This window comes from Mesoterricola sediminis, assembly GCF_030295425.1.
GTDB classification, from domain to species: domain Bacteria; phylum Acidobacteriota; class Holophagae; order Holophagales; family Holophagaceae; genus Mesoterricola; species Mesoterricola sediminis.
The window spans coordinates 4,473,208-4,498,210 of record NZ_AP027081.1 but is presented as its reverse complement, the minus strand read 5'-3'; the positions used below and the strand labels follow the sequence as shown (position 1 = coordinate 4,498,210).

Annotated in this window: 27 protein-coding genes and 1 pseudogene; 21 read left to right on the top strand and 7 right to left on the bottom strand. The window is 69.4% G+C overall.

Going from position 1 to position 25,003, the window contains the following annotated elements; all coding sequences use genetic code 11:
• Positions 1–5 precede the first annotated feature (5 nt).
• From R2J75_RS19635 to R2J75_RS19575, 13 genes are all read left to right on the top strand, one after another.
• Positions 6–512, top strand: a complete 507-nt coding sequence (locus R2J75_RS19635) for a NuoI/complex I 23 kDa subunit family protein (protein ID WP_243335206.1) — start codon at positions 6–8, stop codon at positions 510–512.
• A gap of 3 nt (positions 513–515) precedes the next feature.
• Positions 516–1,067 (top strand): NADH-quinone oxidoreductase subunit J family protein, encoded by a 552-nt coding sequence (locus R2J75_RS19630; RefSeq protein ID WP_243347367.1) that lies wholly within the window; start codon positions 516–518, stop codon positions 1,065–1,067.
• A gap of 3 nt (positions 1,068–1,070) precedes the next feature.
• On the top strand, positions 1,071–1,373 hold the full coding sequence (gene nuoK / locus R2J75_RS19625; RefSeq protein WP_243335203.1) for an NADH-quinone oxidoreductase subunit NuoK: 303 nt from the start codon (positions 1,071–1,073) through the stop codon (positions 1,371–1,373).
• A gap of 50 nt (positions 1,374–1,423) precedes the next feature.
• Positions 1,424–3,685 carry an NADH-quinone oxidoreductase subunit L gene (nuoL, locus tag R2J75_RS19620; protein ID WP_243335201.1) on the top strand — a complete coding sequence of 754 codons (2,262 nt, stop codon included), beginning with the start codon at positions 1,424–1,426 and terminating at the stop codon, positions 3,683–3,685.
• Between the two features lie 45 nt (positions 3,686–3,730).
• Entirely contained in the window at positions 3,731–5,386 is a 1,656-nt protein-coding gene (locus R2J75_RS19615) for a complex I subunit 4 family protein (protein WP_243335199.1), read from the top strand.
• Positions 5,386–6,843: an NADH-quinone oxidoreductase subunit N gene (locus tag R2J75_RS19610; protein WP_243335197.1), complete on the top strand. Its 1,458-nt coding sequence runs from the start codon at positions 5,386–5,388 to the stop codon at positions 6,841–6,843. Before R2J75_RS19615 ends, R2J75_RS19610 begins: the two co-directional genes overlap by 1 nt.
• A gap of 174 nt (positions 6,844–7,017) precedes the next feature.
• The gene (locus R2J75_RS19605; protein ID WP_243335195.1) at positions 7,018–7,299 is read left to right on the top strand and encodes an AtpZ/AtpI family protein; all 282 of its coding nucleotides are present in this window, start codon (positions 7,018–7,020) and stop codon (positions 7,297–7,299) included.
• Positions 7,289–7,663: an ATP synthase subunit I gene (locus R2J75_RS19600; RefSeq protein ID WP_316410831.1), complete on the top strand. Its 375-nt coding sequence runs from the start codon at positions 7,289–7,291 to the stop codon at positions 7,661–7,663. The genes R2J75_RS19605 and R2J75_RS19600 overlap by 11 nt, the downstream gene beginning before the upstream one ends.
• 18 nt (positions 7,664–7,681) lie before the next feature.
• Positions 7,682–8,413, top strand: coding sequence for a F0F1 ATP synthase subunit A (atpB, locus tag R2J75_RS19595; protein WP_243335190.1), 732 nt, complete (start codon positions 7,682–7,684; stop codon positions 8,411–8,413).
• 61 nt (positions 8,414–8,474) lie between these two features.
• A complete protein-coding gene (locus tag R2J75_RS19590) occupies positions 8,475–8,768 on the top strand; it encodes an ATP synthase F0 subunit C (RefSeq protein ID WP_243335187.1) in 294 nt (97 codons plus the stop codon).
• 233 nt (positions 8,769–9,001) lie between these two features.
• The gene (locus R2J75_RS19585; RefSeq protein WP_243335185.1) at positions 9,002–9,340 is read left to right on the top strand and encodes an STAS domain-containing protein; all 339 of its coding nucleotides are present in this window, start codon (positions 9,002–9,004) and stop codon (positions 9,338–9,340) included.
• Positions 9,341–9,343: 3 nt separating this feature from the next.
• Positions 9,344–10,507 (top strand): PP2C family protein-serine/threonine phosphatase, encoded by a 1,164-nt coding sequence (locus R2J75_RS19580; protein WP_243335183.1) that lies wholly within the window; start codon positions 9,344–9,346, stop codon positions 10,505–10,507.
• Positions 10,508–10,520: 13 nt separating this feature from the next.
• Positions 10,521–11,927, top strand: coding sequence for a tetratricopeptide repeat protein (locus R2J75_RS19575; RefSeq protein WP_316410830.1), 1,407 nt, complete (start codon positions 10,521–10,523; stop codon positions 11,925–11,927).
• A 308-nt stretch (positions 11,928–12,235) separates the two neighbouring features.
• Here R2J75_RS19575 and R2J75_RS19570 read toward each other — a convergent pair whose 3' ends face one another.
• The 7 genes and pseudogenes from R2J75_RS19570 to R2J75_RS19540 form a co-directional block, all read right to left on the bottom strand.
• On the bottom strand, positions 12,236–12,460 hold the full coding sequence (locus R2J75_RS19570; RefSeq protein ID WP_316410655.1) for a GxxExxY protein: 225 nt from the start codon (positions 12,458–12,460) through the stop codon (positions 12,236–12,238).
• 41 nt (positions 12,461–12,501) lie between these two features.
• Positions 12,502–13,226: pseudogene (locus R2J75_RS19565) on the bottom strand (IS5 family transposase); the annotation flags it as partial.
• Between the two features lie 115 nt (positions 13,227–13,341).
• Entirely contained in the window at positions 13,342–14,283 is a 942-nt protein-coding gene (gene rfaD / locus R2J75_RS19560) for an ADP-glyceromanno-heptose 6-epimerase (protein WP_243333528.1), read from the bottom strand.
• Between the two features lie 42 nt (positions 14,284–14,325).
• On the bottom strand, positions 14,326–15,279 hold the full coding sequence (locus R2J75_RS19555; protein WP_243333530.1) for a DMT family transporter: 954 nt from the start codon (positions 15,277–15,279) through the stop codon (positions 14,326–14,328).
• A gap of 4 nt (positions 15,280–15,283) precedes the next feature.
• A complete protein-coding gene (locus tag R2J75_RS19550; RefSeq protein ID WP_243333532.1) occupies positions 15,284–16,249 on the bottom strand; it encodes a DUF1573 domain-containing protein in 966 nt (321 codons plus the stop codon).
• Positions 16,250–16,271: 22 nt separating this feature from the next.
• Entirely contained in the window at positions 16,272–17,240 is a 969-nt protein-coding gene (locus tag R2J75_RS19545) for a glycosyltransferase family 9 protein (RefSeq protein ID WP_243333535.1), read from the bottom strand.
• Entirely contained in the window at positions 17,240–18,151 is a 912-nt protein-coding gene (locus R2J75_RS19540) for a glycosyltransferase family 9 protein (RefSeq protein ID WP_279342088.1), read from the bottom strand. The genes R2J75_RS19545 and R2J75_RS19540 overlap by 1 nt, the downstream gene beginning before the upstream one ends.
• A gap of 75 nt (positions 18,152–18,226) precedes the next feature.
• On the opposite strand from R2J75_RS19540, the gene R2J75_RS19535 reads away from it, so the two are divergent.
• The 8 genes from R2J75_RS19535 (at position 18,227) to R2J75_RS19500 (ending at position 24,998) form a co-directional block, all read left to right on the top strand.
• Positions 18,227–19,687, top strand: coding sequence for a sigma-54-dependent transcriptional regulator (locus R2J75_RS19535; RefSeq protein ID WP_243333536.1), 1,461 nt, complete (start codon positions 18,227–18,229; stop codon positions 19,685–19,687).
• Positions 19,688–19,781: 94 nt separating this feature from the next.
• A complete protein-coding gene (locus tag R2J75_RS19530) occupies positions 19,782–20,246 on the top strand; it encodes a type II secretion system protein (protein WP_243333538.1) in 465 nt (154 codons plus the stop codon).
• Entirely contained in the window at positions 20,243–20,767 is a 525-nt protein-coding gene (locus R2J75_RS19525) for a YceD family protein (RefSeq protein ID WP_243333540.1), read from the top strand. Before R2J75_RS19530 ends, R2J75_RS19525 begins: the two co-directional genes overlap by 4 nt.
• Positions 20,768–20,820: 53 nt before the next feature.
• Complete coding sequence (rpmF, locus tag R2J75_RS19520; RefSeq protein ID WP_243333541.1) at positions 20,821–21,006, top strand: 50S ribosomal protein L32; 186 nt, start codon at positions 20,821–20,823, stop codon at positions 21,004–21,006.
• 8 nt (positions 21,007–21,014) lie between these two features.
• Positions 21,015–22,067, top strand: a complete 1,053-nt coding sequence (gene plsX, locus R2J75_RS19515; protein WP_243333542.1) for a phosphate acyltransferase PlsX — start codon at positions 21,015–21,017, stop codon at positions 22,065–22,067.
• Positions 22,068–22,149: 82 nt separating this feature from the next.
• A complete protein-coding gene (pyrH, locus tag R2J75_RS19510) occupies positions 22,150–22,854 on the top strand; it encodes a UMP kinase (protein ID WP_243333543.1) in 705 nt (234 codons plus the stop codon).
• Between the two features lie 34 nt (positions 22,855–22,888).
• Complete coding sequence (locus R2J75_RS19505) at positions 22,889–24,226, top strand: FAD-binding oxidoreductase (RefSeq protein ID WP_243333544.1); 1,338 nt, start codon at positions 22,889–22,891, stop codon at positions 24,224–24,226.
• A 22-nt stretch (positions 24,227–24,248) separates the two neighbouring features.
• Positions 24,249–24,998: a glycerophosphodiester phosphodiesterase gene (locus tag R2J75_RS19500; protein WP_243333545.1), complete on the top strand. Its 750-nt coding sequence runs from the start codon at positions 24,249–24,251 to the stop codon at positions 24,996–24,998.
• The last annotated feature ends 5 nt before the right edge of the window (positions 24,999–25,003 follow it).

The window sequence follows — 25,003 nt, the reverse complement described above, 5'->3', positions numbered from 1 at the left end:
AGCCGATGAAAAAGATCCTCAAGACCCTCATCCCCATCGACATCGCCAAGGGCCTCAAGGTCACCGGGAAGTACTTCTTCAAGGTGTTCCTGACCGCGAACCGCGCCAAGAAGCGTCCCCACGGCACGGAGGAATACCCCGAGGTGCCGGTGAAGCTGCAGCCCCGGTTCCGCGGCCGGCTCACCATGCTCAAGGACGAGCAGGGCGAGATCAAGTGCGTGTGCTGCCTGGCCTGCGAGAAGATCTGCCCGACCCAGGTCATCACCATCGAGAGCGGCAAGAAGGAGGGGCGCAAGACCAAGCTCCCCACCCGCTACGACTTCGAGATGGAGCGCTGCATCTTCTGCGAGTTCTGCGTGGAGAGCTGCGGCTTCGACTCCATCATCCTGAACCACCAGTTCGAACTGGCGGCCTACAACCGCGAGGACTTCTCCATCGGCATGCTGGGCAAGGAGCACAACATGTTCGAGGTGACCCCGGTCGCCAAGTTCTCCTACTCGGACGAGGACTGAGCCATGGAACACCTGATGACCTCCATCGGCAGCCACCTCTTCCTGGTCTTCGGCCTCCTGGCCGTGGCCGGGGCGGTGTCGCTCGTCTTCTCCAAGAACGCGGTCCACAGCGTGGTGGGCTTCCTCTTCTCCATGCTCTCCGTGGCCGCCTGCTACCTCTGCTTGTCCGCTGAATTCCTCGCCGTCGCCCAGCTCCTGGTCTACGCCGGGGGCATCGTGGTCCTGTTCCTCTTCGTGGTCATGCTCGTCGAGCTGACCAAGTACAAGGAGTCGGGGCTCTTCCAGCGCCAGACCGCGTGGGCGGTGGCGGCCGTGACCGTGGGCGCCGTCGCCTTCATCACGGTCTTCTGGAAGACGGTCTTCGGGCCCAGCGCCACCGTCGCGCTGACCCTCGACGCCGGGCTCGCCCAGGGCCTGGACGTCGCCACCCAGAACTCCCAGGCCGTGAGCCGCGGGATGTTCGCGGGCTACCTCCTGCCCTTCGAGATCCTCTCCGTGATCCTCCTCGTGGCCCTGGTGGGCGCGGTCACGCTGGCCAAGAAGGAAAGGGTGTAAGCCATGGCCTCCATGAACACCGTCCTCTTCATCTCCTTCCTCCTGTTCTCCGTGGGCGTGGCCGGCGTGCTGATCCGGCGCAACGCCCTGGTGATCCTGATGTGCGTGGAGCTCATGCTCAACGCCGCCAACCTGAACCTGATCGCCTTCGCCCGCCACGCCGGGACGGTGGCGGGCCAGGCCTTCGCCCTCCTGGTGATGGGGCTCGCGGCCGCCGAGGTGGCCATCGGGCTTGCCCTGGTCGTGGCCCTCTACCGCAAGCGGGACACGATCCAGGTTGACAACATCAACCTGCTCAAGGGCTAGGCGGAACGAGCCATGAACCTATCCTCCCCGACTTCGACCCAGGTGAACGCATGATCATGGAACCCGCCGCCGTGAGTACGCCGCTCCACAGCTCCGTGCTCTGGCTGATCCCCTTCCTGCCGGTCTTCGGCGCCCTCTTCAACGGCCTCACCGGCCGGCGCCTGAAGAACAACAAGCTCGTGGACCTCGTCGCCCTGGGCTCGGTCTTCGCCTCCTTCCTCATCGTGGCCTTCTACTTCGTGAAGCTCATGGGGATGGCCCCGGAGAACCGGGTGGTGACCCAGACCGTCTGGACCTGGCTCTCCTTCGGGGACGCCCAGGTGCTGGGCGGCCTCACCCGGACCACCATGACGTGGGCCTACCGGATCGACCCCCTCTCGGCCTGCATGGGCCTCCTGGTCACCGGCGTGGGCTTCCTCATCCACCTGTTCTCCACGGGCTACATGGCGGATGAGCGCAAGCGCGGCGAGTACTACCGCTTCATGACCTACCTGAACCTCTTCGTGTTCAGCATGCTCAACCTGGTGCTGGGCGCGAACATGATCATGATGTTCCTCGGCTGGGAAGGCGTGGGCCTCTGCAGCTACCTGCTGATCGGCTTCTACTTCGACCGCGAGTACGCGGCCGTCGCGGGCAAGAAGGCCTTCGTCACCAACCGCATCGGCGACTTCGGGTTCCTCATCGGCTTCTACCTCCTGTTCATGATCTTCGGGTCCGTGGACTTCGACACCCAGATGGGCCTCGTCCGCGGCGTCCTGGCCCAGAAGGAGCTCACCCTCTTCGGCCTGAGCCACAGCCCCACCTGGTGGTTCAACCTGGTGGGCTGCTGCCTCTTCCTCGGCGCCTGCGGCAAGTCGGCCCAGATCCCCCTCTACGTGTGGCTGCCGGACGCCATGGCGGGTCCGACCCCCGTGTCCGCCCTGATCCACGCCGCGACCATGGTGACCTCCGGCCTGTACATGATCGCCCGGATGAACTTCATCTACGTCAACGCCCCGGTCGCCCTGGCCGTGGTGCTCTTCGTCGGCGCCCTCACGGCGCTGGTGGCCGCGAGCATGGGCCTGGCCCAGTACGATATCAAGAAGGTCCTGGCCTACTCCACCGTGAGCCAGCTGGGCTTCATGTTCATGGGCATGGGCGCCGGCGCCTTCACGGCCGGCATGTTCCACGTGTTCACCCACGCCTTCTTCAAGGCGGCCCTCTTCCTCGGATCCGGCTCGGTGATCCTGGCCTGCCACCACGAGCAGGACATGCGCAACATGGGCGGCCTGCGGAAGTTCATGCCCTGGACCTTCGCCTCCATGGGCATCGCCACCCTGGCCATCGCCGGCATCTTCCCCTTCTCGGGCTTCTTCTCCAAGGACGAGATCCTCTGGAAGGTCTTCGAGGGGTGGTACGCGCACGGGACCTTCGCCGGTCCGCGCCTGAACATGATCGCCTGGGCCATGGGCATGATCGCCGCCTTCATGACGGCCTTCTATATGGTCCGCCTCATGGTCATGACCTTCTTCGGGGAGTACCGGGGCGCGGGCCACGACCCCCACGGCCTCACGGTCCCCTCGGAAGCCCACCACGCCTCCCCTGACGACGGCCACGACGCGCACGGGCACGACGCCCACGCCCACGGCCACGACGACCACGGGCACGGCGGCCACGCGGGTCCCCAGGAGGTGCCCTGGAACATGTGGTTCCCGGTGGCCCTCCTGGCCCTCCTCGCCCTCGTCGGCGGTTTCCTGAACATCCCCCACAGCCTCCACTGGATCGGCAGCTCCCACTTCAGCGAGTGGCTGAAGCCGCTGCTCTTCCAGGCGCACGGCGCCCACGAGGCCCACGGCGCGGCCCCCGCCATCGAGTACGTCCTGATGTTCGTCGCCACCGTCGTCTGGGCCCCGGCCGCCATGGGGCTGGCCTGGTGGTTCTACGGCGCCGATCCGACCTGGAGCAAGCCCCGGGCCTTCGTGAAGCGGTTCCCCGAGCTGTTCGAGTGGGTCCACGCCAAGTACTACGTGGACGAATTCTACGAGGCCGCCTTCATCGGCCCCTGCAAGCAGCTGGGCGCACAGCTCTGGGCCTTCGACGCCTGGGCCGTGGACGGCATGGTGAACGGCGCCGCGCGCCTCACCCTGACCGTCAGCCACGCCTTCCACTGGTTCGACGCGAAGATCGTGGACGGGCTGGTGAACCTCGTCGCCTGGATCCTGTCCCAGGTCTCCGGAGGCTTCCGGAAGCTGCAGACCGGCCGGGTCCAGAATTACGCCTTCGTCATGTTCCTGGGCTTCCTGGCCATCGCGCTCTGGAAGTTCCTGGCCTAACCCCTTCCCCCTCACGCCCGCCCAATCGCCGCTCCTGGAGTTCCCATGATCCCCTGGTACCAAAACCTTCCGTTGTGGGTCACCGTCCTGCCCCTCCTGGGGGCCCTCCTGCTCCTCTTCGTCCCCAAGGGCAGCCGGAGGATCTTCGAGCTCGGAGCCCTCGCCGTCACGGTGGTGGACTTCCTCCTGAGCCTGCCCCTCTGGTTCCAGTACGACCGCGCCTCCAGCGCGGTGCAGTGGGCCACCTCCTATGAGTGGATCCCCAGCATCGGCGTGCGGTTCAGCATCGGCATGGACGGCATCAGCCTCGTGCTCTTCCTCCTGACCACGTTCCTGGGCTTCATCGTGGTGTGGTGCTCCTTCACGGCGATCTCCGAGCGCCACAAGGAGTACTACATCTGGCTGCTGGTCATGCAGTTCAGCATGATGGGCGTCTTCATCACCCAGGACATGTTCCAGTTCTACCTGTTCTGGGAGCTGATGCTGGTGCCGATGTACTTCCTCATCGCCATCTGGGGCGGCCCGCAGAAGCTCTACGCCGCCATCAAGCTCTTCCTCTACACCCTGGCCGGCTCCGTGCTGATGCTGGTGGCCATCCTGGCCATCTACTTCCTGCAGTACAAGGCCACCGGCCGCTACGACATGTCCATCGCCAGCTTCCAGGCCATGGCCCCCGTCATCGCCCAGCAGTCCCGGACCTTCCAGACTCTCCTGGCGGTGGCCTTCTTCCTCGGGTTCGCCATCAAGGTCCCCATGTTCCCCTTCCACACGTGGCTGCCTGACGCCCACGTGGAAGCCCCGACCGCGGGTTCCGTCGTGCTGGCCGGCGTCCTCCTGAAGATGGGCACCTACGGCTTCATCCGCTTCCTCCTCCCCATCGCCCCCGACGCCACCAAGCAGCTGATGCCCTGGTTCATGACCCTGGCCCTGATCGGCATCATCTACGGCGCCCTCGTGGCCATGATCCAGAAGGACATGAAGAAGCTGGTCGCCTACTCTTCCGTCAGCCACCTGGGCATGTGCATGCTGGGCCTCTTCGCCCTGAACCCCGACGGCATCACGGGCGGCATCCTCCAGATGCTCAACCACGGCATCTCCACCAGCGCGCTCTTCCTCATCGTCGGCATCGTCTACGAGCGCCGGCACACCCGCCTCATCGCGGAATACGGCGGCCTCTCCAAGACCATGCCCCTCTACGCCACGGTCTTCATGATCATGACCATGAGCAGCATCGGCCTCCCCGGCCTGAACGGCTTCATCGGCGAGCTCGCCATCCTGCTGGGCGCCTTCCAGGCCGCTCCCTGGATCGCCGTCCTGGCCACCACCGGCATCATCCTGGGTGCCGCCTACATGCTCTGGCTCTACCAGCGCGCCATGTTCGGGCCCATCCGCGAGGTCAACACCCAGATGAAGGACCTCAACGCCCGCGAGCTGGCCTACTTCGCGCCGCTGATCGCGGTGGCCTTCTGGATCGGCATCTACCCGAAGCCCCTCCTGAAGGTGCTGGAGGCCCCCGTCGCCAAGCTCGTCACCCAGGTCAACCCCGACTTCTACAAGCAGAAGGCGCTTGATGCCGCCCAGCGCGAGGCCGCCAAGGCCGGCATGGCCGCCATGGCCGCGCCCGCCGAGCACGCCGCCTCCGGCGAGCCCGCCGGCGAGGCCGCCCACGCCGGGGCCGGAACCGAGCACGGAGGTCACTGATGGCTTTCGCCGCGACCCTGTGGGCGGCCCTCAACCGGGACCTCCCCCTCATCTACCCCCAGCTCCTGATGCTGGTGGCCGCCACGGTCATGCTGTGGCCGGCCGACGCCTTCGTGCCCCGGGCCTCCAAGGGCTCCTGGGCCGCCGTGACGGTCATCGTCCTCGCCGCGGCCGCCGTGCTCGTGGTGCGGACCCCCTCCGCGGACGGGTTCTCCCTGATGTTCCGGGTGGACGGCATCACCCGCGGCTTCCAGCTGCTCTGCCTGGGGGCGGGCATCATCACCGTGCTGCTCAGCCAGCTCCAGCTGAACCTCCTGCGCGAGCAGACCGTCGAGTACTACGCCCTCATCCTCTTCAGCGTGACGGGCATGATGTTCCTCGTCGGCGCCACCGACCTGGTGTCCATCTACTTCTCCCTGGAGCTGATGGCCCTCTGCATCTACATCCTGGTGGCCTACTTCCGCAACCAGGAGCGCAGCGTCGAGGCCGGGGTGAAGTACTTCCTGCTCGGCGCCTTCTCCAGCGGCATCCTGCTCTTCGGCATCAGCCTGATCTTCGCCGCCACCGGCGGGCGCACCACGAACCTCGAGGCCCTCTACGAGATCCTGGCCCTGGCCCCCGTGAACAGCAACCTGCTGGTCTTCTCGGGCCTCCTCATGGTCCTGGTGGGCTTCTGCTTCAAGGTCGCGGCGGTGCCCTTCCACATGTGGTCCCCCGACGCCTATGACGGCGCCCCCACCGCCGTGACCGCCTTCATGTCCATGGCGCCCAAGGCGGCCTCCCTGGCGGCCTTCGCCCGGGTCTTCGGCTCCGGCTTCGGCGGCGTCCAGTCCGAGTGGGCCGCGCCCCTGGCCTTCGTCGCCGGCGCGAGCATGGTCCTGGGCAACGTGGCCGCCCTCCGCCAGCAGAGCATGAAGCGCCTCCTGGCCTACTCCAGCATCGCCCACGTGGGCTACATGCTCCTGGGCATCCTCAGCGTCAACGTCCCCGGCGGCATCCAGGCCATCTGGCTCTACATGCTGACCTACCTGCTCATGCAGAGCGGCGCCTTCGGCATCGTCATCTACCTGCAGGGCAAGGGCGAGGGGGAGCGCATCGACGACTTCCGCGGCCTGGCCAAGACCCGTCCGGTCCTGGCCTTCGCCATGATGGTGGTCCTCCTGAGCCTGGCGGGCATTCCCCCCCTGGTGGGCTTCTTCAGCAAGTTCTACCTGTTCAAGCTGGCCATCGAGCAGGGCCATGTGACCCTCACCGTCCTCGCCCTCCTCACCAGCGCCGTGGCCGCCTACTACTACCTGAACGTGGTGGCGACGATGTACTTCAAGGAGCCCGCGGAGGGCGAAGTCCGGCCCCTGGCCGGCCTCACCTCCCTGGTGGTGGGCGCCTCCTGCGCCCTGATCCTGGTGGGCACCCTGTTCGGCTCCTACCTCCTGGACTGGGCCGGCAGGATCCTCTAGGCTTCGCGGACCGCCAGCGGCTCCGCGCACGGTCTTTTCCCACGGTTCCCGCGGTCCGCCGCGGCTCCCGGGGAAAGGCCGGCGCGGAGCCGCCGGGCCGTACGGGGGACCGCGCGCGGGAAGCCGGGGCCGGCGGCGGAAACGCGGGATAATGGACCCTCACCAGGATTCAGCATGCTCTTCAAGCGCAACACCAAGGACGCCTCGCCCCGGGAACGGGCCCTGTGGGGGGACCTCATGGGCCTGGGGATGGTGTTTCCCATCGCCATCGCCCTGGGCTTCTTCCTGGGGCGCTGGGCCGGGGGCAAGCTGGGCCACCCCAGGGCCGGCATGTGGATCGGCCTCGTGTGGGGCGTGGCCACCGGGTTCTGGGAGCTCTACAAGACCACGGTGCGCCTGGACCGCTACGACGAGGCGGAGCGCAAGCGCCGGGAGGACCAGGGCGATGACCGTTGAGGACGGCGGGACGGGGCACCTGCGCCGCATCGCCTGGATCCAGGCGGCCCTGCTTCCCGTGGGCGGGGCCCTCTGGGCCCTGCGGTCCTGGCGGGCCGTTCCGGCCTTCCTGGCGGGGGGGCTGGCCAGCCTCGCCTTCTGGAGCCTCCACCGGTGGGTGGTGGGGGGCATGCTGACGCCCTCGGTGCGCCGGCGGTGGCTGTTCGCCCTGGCCGCCATGGGCAAACTGGCTTTGATCGTGATTCTGCTTCGTGGGATGATGGTCTGCTTCCCGTCGGAAGTCCTGCCTTTCGCCACCGGCATCCTGCTCTTCAGCGCCGCCATCGTCGTTGAAGCGATCCGGCTGGTGTTCCGGCCGGAATGAGCTCCTGAGGTCACATCCATGGAACACCATGCGTCCTTCCTGGCGGTCCTGCTCACGAACCTGCTGGGCCTCTCCCGTCATCCCTGGGGCAGCTTCGCCCACGGGGCGCCCCTGTCGGTGCTGGAGCGCTTCGATCACCTGCTGATCTCGGCCCTGGCCGCCCTGGTGACCGTGCTCCTGGTTGTCCTGGTGCGGGCCCGCCTGGTCCGGATCCCCGGTCCCCTCCAGCAGACCATGGAGTACCTGGTCGGCTTCGTGCGGACCCTGGTGGCCGACAACGTCGCCCATCATCCGGACCGTTACGTGCCTCTCATCGGGACCCTGGGCGTCTTCGTCCTCCTGAACAACCTCTTCGGCCTGATCCCGGGCCTGGGTTCGGGCACGGCCAACTACAACGTCACCCTGGGCTGCGCCCTGGTGGTGTTCCTCTACTACAACTTCCACGGCATGCGCGAGCACGGCGTCCTGAAGTACCTGGGCCACTTCGCGGGCCCCGTGTGGTTCCTCTGGATCCTGATGTGGCCCCTCGAGGTCCTCGGCCTCTTCAGCCGGATCCTGAGCCACAGCCTCCGTCTCTTCGGCAACATCGCCGGCGAGCACGTGGTGTCGGGCATCTTCTTCGCCCTCGCGCCCCTCGTCGTGCCGGTGCCGCTGATGATCATGGGCCTCTTCTTCGGGCTCATCCAGACGTTCGTCTTCATCATGCTCGCCACCATCTACGTGTCCGGGGCCGTCGCCCACGAGCACTGAGCCCGCTTTCCCACCTGGCGTCGGGATTCCGAACCCCGCGCCTCCAACCGAAAGGTGTCCCATGAAGAAGTTCCTCGCCACCGCCTTCCTCTTCACCGTGGCCATCGCCGCCTTCGCCCAGGGCGCTCCCGCCGCCCCCGGCCTCTTCGAAGGCAAGTTCCTGGCCCACATCGCCCTCGCCATCGCGGCCGCCGGCTGCGGCATGGCCCAGGGCAAGGCCGTCGTGGCCGCCTGCGAAGGCATCGCCCGCAACCCCCAGGCCGCCGGCAACATCCGCACCACGATGATCATCGGTCTGGCCCTCATCGAGGCCCTCGTGATCTACGTCCTCGTGGCCGCCTTCGCCGTCAAGTAGGCGACGGACGCGAACCCCGCGATGCCGGGGAGGTGGGCATTCCAGCCCCCTCCCCGGTTTTTTCATGCCTGTCCGGACACGCCGCGACCCCCGGGCTCCGCCCCGCGGACGGGCGTCGTTCGCCGGCCATCTTTCTTCCAATCCAGCGTTGATTCCGGCGCGAGACGCGATTAATTTCTTTCTTGCAGCTGTTCTTCAAATAACGCCCCTGGATCCGTGCCGTAGGAGGTCCCATGTTGAACATCCAGACCCGCCAGGAGGGCAACGCGTCGGTCGTGACCATCCAGGGCAAGGTCAATTTCGAGGTGACGGCCCAGCTCCGGGACGTCATCCGGGACACGGTCACCTCCCTCCAGCCCAAGCTTCTGGTCATCAACCTCGAAAGCGTCTCCTTCATCGATTCCTCGGGCCTCGGCCTGCTGGTGGCCGCCCGCAACAGCGTGGACAAGAACAACGGCAAGCTCCACCTCTGCGCCCTGCCGCCCCAGGTCAAGAAGACCTTCGACCAGACGAACCTGACCAACTACTTCTCCATCTTCGCGACGGAGCAGGACGCCCTGCGCGGGGCCTGAGCCATGCCGAAAGGGGTCGTGCTCGTCGTCGATGACGAAGCCCCCATCCGTGACATCCTCAGCTTCTACCTGAAGCGCGCCGGCTACACCGTCCTGCTGGCGGAGAACGGGCGCGCGGCGATGGAGGAGATGGGCAAGCTCCAGCCCGACCTCATCCTGTCGGACCTGCGGATGCCGGAGATGGCCGGGGACGAACTCTGCCAGAAGGTGAAGGGCGATCCCCGGACCCGCGATATCTATTTCATGCTCGTCTCCGCCATCGACGGCACGGCCTCCAAGATCGGCGGCCTGAACCTGGGCGCGGACGACATGATCTCCAAGCCCTTCCATGCCCAGGAGGTGATGGCGAAGGTGGAATCCGCCTTCCGCATCATCGGCATGCAGAAGGAGATCAAGCGCCAGAACCTGGAGCTCACCCGCTTCCAGGAGCGCATGACGGCGGAGCTGGCGCTGGCCGCGCGCCTCCAGGTGGGCCTCCTGCCGCCCATTCCCGGCCGCGCGGGGGACCTGCGCTACACCCACCGCTACCTGCCCGCCGAGGGCATCGGCGGCGACATCTACGCCATCCTCGCCCTGCCCGACGACAGCGTGGCGCTCATGATCGCCGATGTGAGCGGGCACGGGGTGACGGCGGCCCTCATCTCCGCCATGGTCAAGACCTGCTTCGAGAACCAGGTCCGCTTCGGCCACCGGCCCCTCGCCTGGGCCCAGGCCATGAACCGGGACCTGGCCCGCAGCACCCTGTCCGAGCAGTTCGCCACCGCCTTCCTGGCGCGCCTGGATCCGGCCGCCGACACCCTCCAGTACGTGGCGGCGGGCCATGTGGCGCCCATGATCATCCCCCAGGGAGCCTCGGGAGGGCCCAAGCAGCCGACGATCCTGGGCGAGCGTGGGTTCATGCTCGGCATCGAGGAGGACCTGCCCTTCCAGGAGCGCAGCGTGCCCTTCCGCCGGGGCGACCGTCTCATCGTCTACACCGACGGTCTGGTGGAGGTGGAACGGGAGGACCGCACCTTCCTGGGCGACGAGGGCCTCCAGCAGATCTGCGGCGACCTGCCGGCGGACGAGGAGGCCGCGGCGGACCACATCGTTCACCGGGCCATCGCCTTCAACCAGTCCACCCCCTTCTCGGACGACGTGACCCTGGTCGTGCTGGACCGGGCCTAGCCAGGGGCTCCCGGTGGACAGCCCGGCCCGGCCCGACGCCTTCGCCCCTCCGGATGGCACCCTGCGGCGGTTGCGGCAGGCCCTCGCCCTGGCGCCGGACGACGTCGGGGCGCGCCGGGACCTGGCCGCGACCCTGGCGCGCCAGGGCCGCTTCGCCGAGGCCCGCCTGGAAGCGGAGGCCCTCGCCGTCCGGACCCCGGCGGACCCGGAGGCGGCCTTCCTGCGCGCCTGGGCGGGCCTGGGGGCGGGGGAGACGGAGGTGGCCTCCCACGTGCGGGGGCGGGCGGGAGAGGCCGAACTGTGCGCGCGACTGGCCCCCCTGGCCGCGGACCTCGGGCGCTGGGGGGAGGCGGTGGCCCTCACCGGCCGCGCCGCGGAGCTGATTCCCGGCCAGCCGGAGGCCGTCCTCCGCCAGGCCCTGGCCCTGGACTACGACGACCGGTTCGAGGCCGCCTCGGCCCTGCTGGAGGCCCTGGCGGGGCGGTCCGCCGGCGACCCGGGCCTGGAGGCCCGCATCCGCTTCCACCTGGCCGTCACGAACCTCCTCCAGGGGCGGCTGGCGGAGGGGTTCGCGCGCATGGAGGCGCGGCTCCAGGTGCAGGGCCCCCGGCCCATGCCCTTGCCCCGCTGGGACGGCTCCCCCTTGGCCGGTCGCTCCATCCTGGTTCGGGCCGAGCAGGGCTACGGGGACCTGTTCATGTTCATCCGCTACGCGGGCCTCCTGGCGGCCCAGGGCGCCCGGGTCCTGGCCGAGCCCTTCCACGGGGCCGAGGGGGTCCTGGCGACCTGCCCGGGCGTCGCCGAGGTGGTGACCGGGGCCCTGACCCTGCCGGCGGACACCTGGCAGATCGAGCTCCTGTCCCTGCCCCACCTGCTGGGCACCCGGGAGGGGGCCGTGCCGGCGCCCATCCCCTACCTGGCGGTGCCGGCCCACGTGCCCAGCCGGGAGGCCCTGGACCGGGCCCTGGACGTCCCCGGGCGCCGCCTCGGCCTGGTGTGGTCCGGGAACCCTGGCCACGCGCGGACCCAGGAGCGCAACCTGCCCCCCGAGGTCCTGGACCTCCTGGCGGACGTGCCGGGCGTGACCTGGTTCAGCCTCCAGAAGGGGGCCCGGGCGCGGCCCGCCCTGCCGCTGGTAGACCTGGAGCCCTGGCTCACGGACTTCTCCGACACCGCCCACGCCCTGAGCCGCCTGGACGGCCTCGTCAGCGTGGACACGGGCATCGTCCACCTGGCCGGGGCCATGGGCCTGCCCACCTGGGTGCTCCTGGCCCACCTGCCGGATTGGCGGTGGGGCTTGGCCGGCACCCGGACGCCCTGGTATCCGAGCCTCCGCCTCCACCGCCAGGCCCGCCACTGGGACTGGCCCCCCGTGGTCGAGGGCCTGGCCGCGGAGCTGACGCGTGCCGCGTCCGCCTAATCGCCTGAATCATCCGGACGCGAGGGGAGCGGCCCGTGCCGGGGGTCTGGGGGCCAGGCCCCCGATGGACGCGCGGCGGCCGCTCCCCCCGGATGACCCAGGCTACTTTGCCCGCTGCACTAGGGTGTGTTCGTAATCTAGGATAGTAATGGCTAATACCCATCCGTGCCGGAGCATGGAGGAGCTGGAATAGTGAGTCTGTGCTGCAGTGCCTGATGGCGCCGCGCATTCGCAGCATCCTATTGGAACGCGGAGGCGCGGAGGATCTCGCTGAGGCTCGCGGAGAAAGGATCAAGCCCTTGTATGTATCACCCGCTTGATTCCACCGTCTTTGAAAGGCCACTGACGGGAATTGAGGAGCAGGCCGACCTCCATTCCGCCTTAGCCTCCACGACCACGAGGTCGTCAACCAGCAAATCCAGCCGGTAGGCCCGCTCAACCACAAGCCCCCTCCACTCGATATCCAGGGGCAGGTTCCAGGAGCGCTTTCCTCCGCGACCCTCTGCGAGATCCTCCGCGCCTCCGCGTTTCATAGGATCAATGAGGATCCGGAACGCTTGTCACCCTCCGCTCATAGCCTCAGCCAGATCACGATGCAGGCCAAAGCCACCTGGGCTGAGAAACTTCGCGCCGTTTTGTCGAACCTGGTGGCCAGCGCCCTGAACTGTTTGAGCTTGGCGAACCCATGCTCGATGGCATGGCGGGCCTTGTATAGGTGTGAGTCCCAGGCCGCCGGATTCTTGCGCCGGGGATGAGGTGGGATGACGGCTGTCGCACCCATGGCCTCGATCGCCTTCCATACCGGGTTCCCATCGTAGGCCCGATCTCCGAACCCGTACTCTGCCTGCCAACCGCACAGCAATCCTTCAGCAGACCGGCTTTCATGGGCTTGCCCCGGAGTGACCAGGAAATCCAAAGGATTACCGTGGGCATCGCAGATCAAATGGATCTTGGTCGAGCATCCACCCCGAGATCGTCCGAGCGCCTGGTTCCAGAGCCCCCCCTTTTGCCTGCTGAAGGTTGATGAGCGCGAAGGATGGTGCCATCCAGCATGACCCACTCCAGGTCGGCTTCCTTGCGCAGGAACTCCAGGATCCTTTGCCACACGCCGCGCTTGGTCCAGGCCTCAAATCGCGTGTACACGCTTGTCCAAGGTCCAGATTCCTCCGGCAGGTCCCTCCACGGCGCCCCAGTCCTGTGCCTCCACAGGATCGCCTCCACCATGGGACGGTTGGGGTGACGGGATCGCCCCATCCCTCCACGCTCTGGCGGAAGGAGCGGTTCAAGCTTTGCCCACATGGCATCGGTCAGGAAACGTCTCGGCATCGTTACCCCAGGAAAATTCGTGGTGTACGAGCCTTTACGTATGAGTACAAGTTAACTATTTATCTAATCTATAGATTCCGAACACAGCCTAGGCTTCCAGCTCCTCGAGGGTGAGGCGGATGCCCTCCTCCAGCTCGGTCATGGGCCGGGTGTAGCCGGCTTGGCGGAGGGTCGTGAGGTCGGCCTGGGTGAAGCTCTGGTACTTGCCCTCGAGTTCCCTGGGGAAGGGGATGTACTCGATGCGGCCCTGGCCCAGGTGGCGGATGAGGGTCTCGGCGATGGCGTTGAAGCTGCGGGCCTTGCCGGTGCCGGCGTTGAAGATGCCCTTGACCAGGGGGCCGGTGGCGAAGGCGAGGCCGATGTCGATGACGTCGCCCACGTGGACGAAGTCCCGCACCTGGCCGCCGGGCCCGAAGCCGTCGGTGCCGTCGAAGAGGCGGCAGACCCCCGTCTCCCGCAGCTGGCGCAGGAGCTGGTGGAGGACGGACATCATGCGGCCCTTGTGCTGCTCCCGGGGGCCGTAGACGTTGAAGTAGCGGAGTCCCACCACCGGGCTCGCCGCGTGGGGCAGGAGGGTGCGCACGTGCTGGTCGAAGAGGAGCTTGGAGTAGCCGTACACGTTGAGGGGACGCTCGTTGGCGGGCTCGGGCACGAAGGCCCGGCTGGCCCCGTACGTCGCGGCGCTGCTGGCGTAGACGAAGGGGATGCCCTTGGAGAGGGCGTAGTTGAGGAGGGCCTTGGAATCCCCGAAGTTGTTCTCGAGCATGTAGCGGCCGTCGGTGCCCATGGTGTCCGAGCAGGCCCCGTTGTGGAGGATGAAGTCCACCTTGAGGTCGAAGGTGCCGGCGTCGAGGCGGGCCCGGAAGTCCCGCTTGTCCAGGTAGTCCTGGATGGTGAGGTCGGCCAGGTTCCGGAACTTCTCGGCCCGCTCCAGGTTGTCGACGACGAGGATATCCGTCCGGCCCCGCCGGTTCAGCTCCTTGACGGTGTTGCTTCCGATGAATCCGGCGCCGCCGGTGACGATCAGCATGGTCGCTCCTTCATTCCGAACAGGCCCTGGCCCGATTATCCCTCAACCGTCGAGCTCCGGGCGCGCATCGCCGAACCGGGCCATCCACCGCGGGCCCACCTCCGCCAGGATCATGGCGCCGAGGATGATGGCGCCGCCCAGGAGCTGGAGGGGCGACAGGCGCTCCCGGATGCCCGGGACCCAGCCGGTCATGGCCAGCAGGGCCGTGAACACGGGCTCCAGGGAGTAGAGGATGGCGGCCTCGGTGCTGCCGAGGTGGGCCTGGAGGGTGGACATGAGATAGAAGGCCAGGGAGGTGGCCAGCACCCCGAGGTAGAGGAGGCTCGTCCAGACGCCGGGGGCGGCCAGGGCCGCGCGGGCCGTCTGGAAGCCGTGGGGCGCGGGGAGGAAGGCGGTGATGGCCAGGGAGAGGCAGGCCAGGGTGGCCACCTGCGTGAAGGCCAGCACCCACCCGCTGGAACGCCGGGAGAAGATGCCCGTGTAGGCGATGTGGAAGCCGCAGCCCACGGCGCAGGCGAGGGTCAGGCTGTCGCCGCTGTTCCAGCCTCCGAGGCTGGCCCCCGGGGTCCGGACGAGGAGGAACAGGCCCCCCGTGGCGACCAGGGCCCCCAGGGCGTGGGCGATCCGGAGCCGGTGGCCGAGGAGCACGCTGGCCATGGGCGTGAAGAGCACGTAGAGGCCGGTGATGAACCCGGACTTGGTCGTCGTCGTCGTCACGAGGCCCCCGGCCTGGAGCCAGAAGACGATCGTCAGGATGACCCCGAGCACGAGCCCGTCCCGCACCTCGGGCCACCGGGGCCTCACCTGGAGGACCGCGAGGAGGAGGCCCAGGCAGACCGTCCCGATGCCGAACCGCACGGTGAGCATGGCGCCCACGCTGAGGCCGGCCTGGAGGATGAACTTCATGGCCGCGAAACTGGCGCCCCAGACGAAGGCCGTGGCGATGGTGCCGGCGACGGCCGTGGCGTGCCGCGCGCCGGATGAGGATGCTGTCATGGGCTCAGCGGAGGGAGGCGGCGACGCGCAGTTCGAATTCCCGCTGGTCGGGGCTGTCGGTGGTGAGGGTGATGCGTTCGTTGTAGAGGCCGGCCTTGGCGCGGGCGTCCATCACGATCGTGAGCTCGTGGCGGTCCGAGGCTCCGCCGCCGAGCCCCTCGACGCGCAGGAGCGAGCTGGTGGCCCTGGCGGAGAGGATCCGGAAGGGCTTGCGGTCGGCGTTCGCGACGAGGATCTTCTGGCGGTGCTCCCGGCCAGGGGCCTCGGCGATGGCGACGCGGGGGGGCGTCGCGGTGAGGGCCTGGTAGGCCTCCCACTGGACGGTCACGTTGAGGAGCGGGGCCCGGGGGTTGTCGGTCTGGATCGCGACGGCGTCCGTGCCCACCATCTGGTGCGCGGGCAGGGCCGCCCCGTCGAGGGCGATGTCCACCCAGACGTTGCCGCCCTCGGGGCGGATCCCGAAGGAGAGGTACTTCGCGCCCGGCGCGTCGATGCGGGTCACCCGGACGGGGCGGCCCGTGCCGGAGGTGAGCTTGACGGCGTGCTTCGTGGTCCCCGTGCGGCGGACGCCCTGGAAGAACACCGAATCCTGGGAGGGGGTGATCTCCCGGACGATCTCCGCCTCGAAGGTGAGCGTGAGGTTCGGGTTGGCGGGGTCGTCCGAGACCACCTGGATGGACTTCCGGACCGTGCCCCGGAAGCCGGCCGGATTGAACGCGGCCTCGACCTCCGTGCTCTCGCCGGGCTTGAGGGTCCACTGGCCGATGACCGTGGAGGTGCAGCCGCAGGAGGGGTTCAGCCGGGAGATGTTGAGGTTCGCCCCGCCCCTGTTGGAGATCCGGAACCGGTGGGTGACGCGGCTGTCGCCGTCGATGCGGCCGAAATCGTGGTGGGGGCGGTCCACGGAAATGACCGGCCCCTGGGCCCAGCAGAGGGCCGGAACCGTGAGCAGCAGCAGGGGTGATCGCATGGGTACCTCGGACAGGCCGATTCTAGCGTGAAACCAGGGCCTCCAGGGCCGACCAGGCCCGTTCGGGCCCGAGCTGCGCCAGGCAGGGGTGGCCCGCCACGGCGCACACCCGCTTCCTGCAGGGGGCGCAGGGGATGCCGTCCAGGCGGAGGGTGGCCGCCCGGGGGCCCACGGGGGCGCAGTCCGTGGCGTCCGTGGGGCCGAAGAGGGCGAGGGTCGGGGTGCCGCAGGCCGCGGCCAGGTGGCAGAGCCCGGAGTCGTTGCCCAGGGCGGCGCGGGCCCCCTTGAGCCAGGCGGCCGCCTCCACGAGGGTCGTGCGGCCGACCAGGTCCAGGTCCCCGGGCTGGATGACCTGGGCGCAGAGCTCCCGCTCGGCGGGGGCGCCCAGGACCGCGATCTGGAGCCCGGCGGCCCGGGCGATGGCCGCGACGCGCCGGAAGTGATCCGCCGGCCAGGCCTTGGAAGGCCACATGGAGCCGGGCATCAGGCAGAGGTAGGGGGCCCCGGGCAGGGCCACGGTCCCGGGGGGCGTGTAGTCGGCGGGGGGCAGGGGGGGCAGGCCCGGCCAGCGCTGGGCGAGGACCGCGTGGTAGCGGTCGAGGAAGTGGCCCGGGGCCCCCCAGAAGGGGGCGCTGTGGGTGTTGAAGAGGCCCGCCAGGCTCTCGTCCACCCCGATGCGCTCCGGGACCCGGGCGAGGAAGGCGGCGAGGGCCGGCCGGAGGGATTTGGGGAAGTGGACGCTGCGGGCGGCCCGGTGGGTCCGCAGGAGGGCGGCCATGGCCCAGGGGCCGGGCCGGCCCACGTCCGGGATCACCGCGTCGGCCAGCGGATGGCCGTCCACGAGGGCGACCGTGGCGGCGGGGCCCCAGACGACGAGGGGGCCGGCGCCCACCGCCCGCAGGGCCCGGAGCACGGGGAACTGCATGACCGCGTCCCCCACGAAGCGGGGGAAGCGCACCCAGGTGGCGCCCGGCGGGGGCGGGGCGCCCATCATGCCTCCGGCTGGGCGAGGCGCGCCAGGTGGGGCAGCAGGTCGCGGGGGTCGAGGCGGTCCATGCCGCCGGAGAGGTCCGCCTCGGGGGGCGGATACTGGAGCACCTGGACCCGGCGGCCGAGGGGCGCCCAGCGGCTCGGGCCCCGGTTGGAGGTGAGCCCCATGAGGGCGAGGGTGGGCACGTCCAGGGCCCCGGCGATCTGGGTGGGGCCCGTGGAGGGGCCCAGGAAGACGTCGCAGGCCGCGATGCGGGCCAGCAGGCCCCGCAGGTCGGCGGGGGGCAGGGGGGCGTCCTCGGGGGGGGACAGGATGACGGGTGTCCAGCCGGCCTCCCGCACCACCGCCAGGGCCCGGTCCCACCAGGCGGCGCTGGGGTAGGCCGAGGACCCGGAGGAACGGGTGGCCACGCCCAGGCGGGGGCGGGGCAGGTGGGCGAGGTCCGCCCGGCCCCGCTCCCGCTCCGCCGCGTCCAGGACCAGCCGGGGCGGGGCGGGCCAGCCCCCCTCCCAGCCCCAGGGCTTGAGGAAGTCGAGGACGTTCATGGCCTCGGGGCGCCCCGTGCCGTTGCGGCCGTTCCACAGCACGTGGGTGGCCTCCCAGATCTGGCGGCCCCGGCTCCGGGCGACCCGGACCGGAACCCCCGCCGCGCGCGCCGCGGTGATGATCGCCTGGTCCCGGTGGCCCAGGTTGAGGACGGCGTCCGGGGCGATGGCCCGCAGGAGGGCGGCGAGGTCCTGGCCGTCCTCCCGGAGGTGGACCGTCCCCAGGCCCCGCAGGAGGGGGGCGGCGTAGGGGCGCACGAGCCAGTGCACCTCGGCCTCCGGCATCCGGGAGAGGATGCGCTCCCTCACGGGAAGGGAGATGACGACGTCCCCCAGGGCGTCGGTCCTGCCGAGCAGAAATCGCATGATGCGATGGTTCCGCATTCCCCTGGCACCGTCAACGCTGAGATACTGACGCGGCACGTCACTTCCAGGTTCCCCATGCATCCGTCCGCACCCGTCCGAACGGTCCTCATCGTGGAGGACGAGCCCGGTTTCCGGGACGTGCTCCAGATGGGCCTCGCCCCCCAGGGCTTCGACAGCCAGCCTGCCGGCGGCCTGGCGGAAGCCTGCCAGCTCCTGTCCAGTCGGGCCTTCGACGCCGTGGTCTCGGACCTGCGCCTCAAGGACGGCAGCGGCATCGACCTCCTCACGTGGATGAAGGCGCGGGGGCTGGAGACCCCCGTGGTCATCATGACCGCCTACGCCACCACCGAGACCACGGTCCAGGCCCTGAACCTGGGCGCGGTGGACTTCCTGACCAAGACCAAGAACGACATCCAGGAGCTCACCAAGGTCCTCAAGGGGATCTTCTCCGTCTCCGAGACCTCGCCGGCGGCCGAAGTGCGGGACATCGGCGACCTGGTGGGGGTCGGCCCCACCATCCGCAAGGTCCAGGCCCTCGTCGGGAAGGTGGCCCGGGCCGACACCACGGTCCTCGTCACCGGGGAGAGCGGCACGGGCAAGGAGATCGTGGCGCGCCTCATCCACCGCTACTCGGACCGGGCCAAGGGGCCCTTCGTGCCCGTCAACTGCGGGGCCCTGCCCGAGGCCCTCCTGGAGTCCGAGCTCTTCGGCTACGAGAAGGGGGCCTTCACCGGCGCCACCGGCCTGAAGCGCGGGCTCTTCGAGGAGGCCGAGGGGGGCGTCATCTTCCTGGACGAGATCGGCGAGATCCCCCTGCCCCTGCAGGTCAAGCTCCTGCGGGTGCTCCAGGAGCGGCGGGTGCGGCGGGTCGGCGCGACCGGGGAGCTCCCCGTCGACGCCCGGGTGATCGGGGCCACCAACCGGGATCTCCGGGACCGGGTGGCCCGGGGCCAGTTCCGCCAGGACCTCTACTACCGCCTGAACATCCTCCACATCGGGCTGCCGCCCCTCCGGGAGCGCCAGGAGGACCTGCCGGTCCTGGTGGAGCATTTCCTGGCCCGGTTCTGCCGCAAGCTGGGGAAGCCCCCCATGGGCCTCTCGGCGGAGGCCATGGACGCCGTGCGCCGCTACCGGTTCCCCGGCAACGTCCGGGAGCTCGAGAACCTCATGGAGCGCTGCGTCGCCCTCAATTCCGGGGGCCCCATCGGCGTGGACCTCTTCCCGGACGAGGTCCTGCGCCCCGGGCCCGCCGCCCCGGGCGCGGTCCTGGAGATCCCGGGCGCCGGGTTCGACCTCGAGGGCTACCTGGCCGCGCTCAAGCGCCATTTCCTCCTGGGGGCCCTGGAGCGGGCCGAGGGGAACAAGACGCGAGCCGCTCGCTTGCTCGGCATGAGCTTCCGGGCCTACCGCTACTGGCTCCAGGAGATGGGGGGGGCGGAAGCTCCCGCCGGCGCCTTCCCCCTTCCCGAGGCCTTCCCGCCCGGGGCGGCCGCGGAGGGGGAGGGGAAAGGCGAGAATGTCAATGAATTCTTGTAAAATCGTGCACCTGTGGCACACTGGGATGCTTGGACAGGACCGTTCGGCCCCCCCATACTTGGTTGCGCCTTCGCGCCTACCGGGAACCCCTCAAATGAACAAGAAAACCCAAGCCGGCTTCTCCCTCATGGAACTCCTGGTCGCGATGATGATCATCGCCGTCCTGGCGACCATCGGCATCAGGCAGTTCCGGGAGTTCTCGGCCAACGCCCGCTACATCAAGGCGCATGACACGGTGAAGATCGTCAGCGAGGGCCTGGACCAGTACTTCCTCAAGCACGGCAAGTATCCCGACCTGACCTCCTTCGAGGCGATGGTCGAGCCCAACTCCCCGCTGGTCAAGGAGAACCTGATCCCCGTCGGCGTGGCCAACCAGGATCCCTGGGCCAACCCCTTCGAGGGCAAGTCCGGCAAGGGCACCTACGAGCTCAAGTGCGCCGGCGACCCCAACGGGTCCCCGGACCGCCCCCCCTTCGCCGTCGAGCCCGGCAAGATCTCCGGCGGCGCCACCGGAACCCCCTCCGCCCCCGCCGCGGACGCGAAGGAACCCGGGAAATGATCGATCTCGCCCAGCTGCCCCCCGAAGGCGCCACAGCCTCCGGCGCCGCGGCCTCCCTCGACCTGGGGGACGGCACCGTCCTGCGCGACGCCTCCTGGCGGGTCCGCGTCCTCCCCTCCGACGGCGACTACTTCCTGGAAGTGAAGGGCGCCGCGGTCTGGGAAGGCGCCTGCTCCCGCTGCCTGGAGCCCCTGGACCTCTCCCTGGAGCTGGAAAGCCGCTTCCTGGGGAGCCGGGACGCCGCCCTGGTCTCCGGCGGGAACCACGTGATCGGGTCCCAGGACCTGGACGTCGTCTTCCTCCCCGAGCCGGCCGTGGACGAGGAGGCCCTCGCCGTCGAGCACTTCCAGCTCCACGCCCCCATGCACCCCCTGTGCAGGGAGGATTGCGCCGGTCTCTGTCCCCAGTGTGGTAAGAATTGGAACAAGGGTCCCTGTTCCTGCAGGCCCGACATCGTGAAGGAGCCCGGCGCCCTCGCCAAGGCCCTTTCCGGACTCAAGCTCAACCTGGAAGGGGACTGAACCCTCCTTCCGCCCCTCCCCTCAACCGACACCCCCCATCGAGGAGCAACGCCATGCCGAATCCGAAACGACGCCACTCCCGCGCCCGCCGCGACCGCCGCCGCACCCATGATTCCCTCGAGGCGATGAGCGCCAGCACCTGCCCGAACTGCGGCGAGGCCAAGATGCCGCACCGCGTGTGCCCCTCCTGCGGCTTCTACCGCGGCAAGCTGACCGTTCGTCCCCAGCAGACCGTCTGAGGGGAAAGGTGGACGTTCCCTCCGTCTACCACATCGCCCTGGACGCCATGGGGGGCGACCATGCCCCCCGCGCCATCCTGGAAGGGGCCCTCGCGGCCCTGGAAGCCCACTCGGACCTCTACCTCCACCTCGTGGGGGACGAGGCCCGTCTGCGTCCCCTCATGGGGCAGCTGGGCTTCAAGGGCGAGCTCCTCTCCCGGTGCGCGGTGGTGCATGCCGCCACCGTGGTGGAGATGGATGACAAGGCCACGTCCATCCTGAAGGAGAAGAAGGACTCCTCCATCCGGGTCGCCGCCCAGATGGTCCGGGAAGGCAGGGCGGACGGGATCGTGTCCATGGGGCACACCGGCGCCGCCATGGTCGCCTCCAAGATGGTGATCGGCACCCTGCCGGGGGTCGACCGGCCCGCGCTGGCCACGATCCTTCCGAACATGAAGGGGCGGCCGACCGTCCTCGTGGACGTGGGCGCCAACGTCGACTGCCGGCCGGAGCACATCGCCCAGTTCGCCATGATGGGCGCCATCTACGCGGGCGAGGTGCTCGGCATCGAGCGCCCCCGGGTCGGCGTCCTCAGCGTCGGCGAAGAGGAAGGCAAGGGCTCCGCCACCTCCAAGGAGGCGGCCCAGGCCCTGAAGGACATGGAGATCAACTTCACGGGCAACGCCGAGGGCCGGGACATCTGGAACGGCAAGTTCGACGTCATCGCCTGCGACGGCTTCGTGGGCAACGCCCTCCTGAAGTCGGCCGAGGCCCTCGCCGAAGGCCTCATGATGGGCCTGCGGGACACCTTCTACGAGAACATCTTCACCAAGCTCGGCGGCCTGCTTACCAAGCCGGCCCTGAAGCGCTTCGCCAAGCGCCTCGACTACGCGGAGTACGGCGGGGCCCCGCTCCTGGGGGTGAAGGGCATCTCCATCATCGGCCACGGTCGCTCGAATGGACGGGCCGTCCACAGCGCCATCCGCGCCGCCCTCATGGCCTGCGAGCACCGGGTGAACGACCACATCCAGGAATCCCTGGGGCGCCTGCTGCCCCAGACGGAAACCCGGGAGACAACCTGACCGGGAGGGGACGCCCCCTCCCGCCGCCCGTCCGCGCTCCTGGAAGCCCCCCTTCCGGGAGCGCGTTCCATGGAGCCTCCACATGAAATACAAGCGCATTCTCCTCAAGCTTTCCGGCGAGGCCCTCATGGGCGACCTGGGCCACGGGATCGATCCCGAGGTGGTCTCCCTCATCGCGGGCCAGGTGAAGGCCATCCAGGCCCTGGGCGTGGAAGTGGGGCTGGTGATCGGGGGCGGGAACATCTTCCGGGGCGTCGCGGGGGCCACCAAGGGCATGGACCGGGTGACCGCCGACCACATGGGCATGCTCGCCACCATGATCAACGCCCTGGCGCTCCAGGACGCCCTCGAGCAGGACGGCATCGAGACCCGCGTCATGGCCGGCATCGACGTGCCCAAGGTGGCCGAGAGCTACATCCGCCGCCGCGCGATGCGCCACCTGGAGAAGGGGCGCGTCGTGATCTTCGGGGCGGGGACGGGCAACCCCTACTTCTCCACCGACACCGCCGCCGCCCTCCGCGCCAACGAGATCGACGCCCAGGTGGTGATGAAGGCCACGAACGTGGACGGCGTCTACACCGCCGATCCCAAGAAGGACCCCACGGCCACCAAGTACGACCGGATCAGCTTCCAGGAGGTCCTGGAGAAGAACCTCAAGGTCATGGACGCCGCCGCCATCAGCCTCTGCCGCGACAACCACCTGCCGATCCTCGTCTTCAACATGACCGAGCCCGGCAACCTCCTGGCCGCCGTGAAGGGCCAGGTGGTGGGCACCCTGGTCGGCTGACCCGGGCGGGGGCGATTGGGTCCACAATGGATCCATGGCCACCTTTCCCGAGATCCCCGACGCCGCCGTCCTCACCGCCTCGGACACCACCGAGGCCTACCGCCACGACGAGTCCCACCTGACGGGGGACGCGCCCCTGGCGGTGGTGAAGCCCCGCACCCCCGCGGCCCTGCGGGAGCTGGTGCGCCGCGCCAAGGCCGAGGGCTTCTCCCTGGTGCCCCGCGGCACCGGCACGGGCAAGGCCGGCGGCTGCCTCCCCATGGGACCCGCCGTCGTGGTGGACATGGGCCAGTACGAAGGCCGCATCGAGGTGTCGCGCCCCGACCTGGCCCTGCGGGCCCCCGCCAGCGCCCTGCTGAAGGACGTGAAGGCCGCCGCCCTCGCCGAGGGGCTGTTCTATCCCCCGGATCCGAACTCCTGGGACCAGTGCGCCTTCGGCGGCAGCCTCGCCACCAACGCGGGCGGGCCCGGCGCCTGCAAGTACGGCATGACGCGCCAGTGGGTGCTGGCCGTCGAGGCCCTCATGGCCGACGGCGAGGTGCACACCTTCGGCATCCCCAGCGTCAAGTGCAACACCGGCCCCAGCCTCGGCCAGCTCCTCATCGGCAGCGAGGGCATCTTCGGCATCATCACCGGCGCCACCGTCCGGCTCATCCCCGCGCCCCAGGAGCGCCTGACGCTCCTCCTGCCCATGGAGCGCTGGCACGACCTGCTGGAGCTCCCGGCCCGCCTGGTGTCCGCGGGGTACCTGCCCGCGGCCTTCGAGTTCTGGGATCCCTCCGTGCTGGCGGACCTGCGCAGCCATGGGCCCGAGGCCGCGCGCCGCATGCCCGGGGAGGCCCTGGCCCTCCTGGAGTTCGATGACCGGGACTGCGGCACCGAAGCCTTCCTGGAGGGGCTGATCGAGGCCCTCGGCGACCTGGCCGAGCACCTCCAGTCGGCCACCGACGCGCGCCAGCGCGAAGCCCTATGGGAGGTCCGCCGCCTCACCTCCGTGCACCTCAAGGAGCGCTACCCGCGCAAGGTCAGCGAGGACATCGTCGTGCCCCGCAGCCGGGTGCGCGAATTCTTCGAGGCCATGGAGGGCATGGGCCTGCCCACGGTCACCTACGGGCACCTGGGCGACGGCAACCTCCACGTCAACCTCCTGGCGGCGGGCGAGACGCCGCGGCCCGAGCTGGACCGCCAGCTGGTGGACCTCTTCGGCATCTGCGTGCGCCTGGGGGGCACCCTCAGCGGGGAGCACGGCATCGGCCTCGCCAAGCGGGACGCCTTCCATCACTTCAGCGACCCCTACCACCTGGAGGCCCTCCGGGGCATCAAGCAGGGCGTCGATCCGCTCGGCATCTTCAACCCCGGCAAGATCATCTAAGGTCCCGCCTCGCCGGTGAACCATGATCGCCCCCCGGACCTTCCTCGCATCCATCCTTTTCTGGTCCCTGCCCGCCGCGGCCCCGCTGCGGGCGGAGACGCCCCCCCGGCAGGAGCCCCCCATGACCCGCATCCTCGGCCATCGCGGCCTTTCGAGCAAGCACCTGGAGAATTCCCTGGAAGCCTTCAAGGCCGCCCTGGCGGCCGGCATGGACGGCTTCGAGCTGGATGTGCAGCCCACGGCGGATGCCGTCTGCCACGTGCTCCACGATGACGACCTCGGCCGCACGGCCCAGGGCCGGGGCCTCCTCCGCCGCCTGAAGAGCTCGGACCTGCCCCGCCTCCGGAACGGCGAGGCGGTGCCCCGCCTCTCCGACGTGCTGGACCTGCCGGCCCGCCTCATCAACGTGGAGCTCAAGGGCGAGCCCGGCTGGGTCCAGGCCCTGGCCGCCGTCGAGGCCGCCGGGGCCCTGGATAGGGTGATCTTCAGCAGCTTCGAGCACAGCGAAGTGCTCCAGCTCTGGGCCGCCTGCCCCGAAGCCCGCTGCGGCTTCCTCTGGGAACCCGACGAGGCCGCGGACCTGGACGCGGAGGCCCTGGCCGACCTGCCCGAAACCCTCACCCTCCACCTGCCCCTGTCCGCCGTGAAGGCCCGCCCGGCCTTCTTCGCGCCCTACGCCAAGCGCATCGCCCTCTGGGGCCTGCGCACGCCGAAGGACGCCGAGGGCCTCGGCTTCGCCCCCGGCATCCTCATCGTGGATGGCCTGGACTGACGTCC

Coding starts and splice junctions, on each gene's coding strand:
- R2J75_RS19635 (WP_243335206.1), top strand. CDS start 6: ATGAAAAAGATCCTCAAGACCCTCATCCCCATCGACATCGCCAAGGGC.
- R2J75_RS19630 (WP_243347367.1), top strand. CDS start 516: ATGGAACACCTGATGACCTCCATCGGCAGCCACCTCTTCCTGGTCTTC.
- nuoK (WP_243335203.1), top strand. CDS start 1,071: ATGGCCTCCATGAACACCGTCCTCTTCATCTCCTTCCTCCTGTTCTCC.
- nuoL (WP_243335201.1), top strand. CDS start 1,424: ATGATCATGGAACCCGCCGCCGTGAGTACGCCGCTCCACAGCTCCGTG.
- R2J75_RS19615 (WP_243335199.1), top strand. CDS start 3,731: ATGATCCCCTGGTACCAAAACCTTCCGTTGTGGGTCACCGTCCTGCCC.
- R2J75_RS19610 (WP_243335197.1), top strand. CDS start 5,386: ATGGCTTTCGCCGCGACCCTGTGGGCGGCCCTCAACCGGGACCTCCCC.
- R2J75_RS19605 (WP_243335195.1), top strand. CDS start 7,018: ATGCTCTTCAAGCGCAACACCAAGGACGCCTCGCCCCGGGAACGGGCC.
- R2J75_RS19600 (WP_316410831.1), top strand. CDS start 7,289: ATGACCGTTGAGGACGGCGGGACGGGGCACCTGCGCCGCATCGCCTGG.
- atpB (WP_243335190.1), top strand. CDS start 7,682: ATGGAACACCATGCGTCCTTCCTGGCGGTCCTGCTCACGAACCTGCTG.
- R2J75_RS19590 (WP_243335187.1), top strand. CDS start 8,475: ATGAAGAAGTTCCTCGCCACCGCCTTCCTCTTCACCGTGGCCATCGCC.
- R2J75_RS19585 (WP_243335185.1), top strand. CDS start 9,002: ATGTTGAACATCCAGACCCGCCAGGAGGGCAACGCGTCGGTCGTGACC.
- R2J75_RS19580 (WP_243335183.1), top strand. CDS start 9,344: ATGCCGAAAGGGGTCGTGCTCGTCGTCGATGACGAAGCCCCCATCCGT.
- R2J75_RS19570 (WP_316410655.1), bottom strand. CDS start 12,460: ATGAAACGCGGAGGCGCGGAGGATCTCGCAGAGGGTCGCGGAGGAAAG.
- rfaD (WP_243333528.1), bottom strand. CDS start 14,283: ATGCTGATCGTCACCGGCGGCGCCGGATTCATCGGAAGCAACACCGTC.
- R2J75_RS19555 (WP_243333530.1), bottom strand. CDS start 15,279: ATGACAGCATCCTCATCCGGCGCGCGGCACGCCACGGCCGTCGCCGGC.
- R2J75_RS19550 (WP_243333532.1), bottom strand. CDS start 16,249: ATGCGATCACCCCTGCTGCTGCTCACGGTTCCGGCCCTCTGCTGGGCC.
- R2J75_RS19545 (WP_243333535.1), bottom strand. CDS start 17,240: ATGGGCGCCCCGCCCCCGCCGGGCGCCACCTGGGTGCGCTTCCCCCGC.
- R2J75_RS19540 (WP_279342088.1), bottom strand. CDS start 18,151: ATGCGATTTCTGCTCGGCAGGACCGACGCCCTGGGGGACGTCGTCATC.
- R2J75_RS19535 (WP_243333536.1), top strand. CDS start 18,227: ATGCATCCGTCCGCACCCGTCCGAACGGTCCTCATCGTGGAGGACGAG.
- R2J75_RS19530 (WP_243333538.1), top strand. CDS start 19,782: ATGAACAAGAAAACCCAAGCCGGCTTCTCCCTCATGGAACTCCTGGTC.
- R2J75_RS19525 (WP_243333540.1), top strand. CDS start 20,243: ATGATCGATCTCGCCCAGCTGCCCCCCGAAGGCGCCACAGCCTCCGGC.
- rpmF (WP_243333541.1), top strand. CDS start 20,821: ATGCCGAATCCGAAACGACGCCACTCCCGCGCCCGCCGCGACCGCCGC.
- pyrH (WP_243333543.1), top strand. CDS start 22,150: ATGAAATACAAGCGCATTCTCCTCAAGCTTTCCGGCGAGGCCCTCATG.
- R2J75_RS19505 (WP_243333544.1), top strand. CDS start 22,889: ATGGCCACCTTTCCCGAGATCCCCGACGCCGCCGTCCTCACCGCCTCG.
- R2J75_RS19500 (WP_243333545.1), top strand. CDS start 24,249: ATGATCGCCCCCCGGACCTTCCTCGCATCCATCCTTTTCTGGTCCCTG.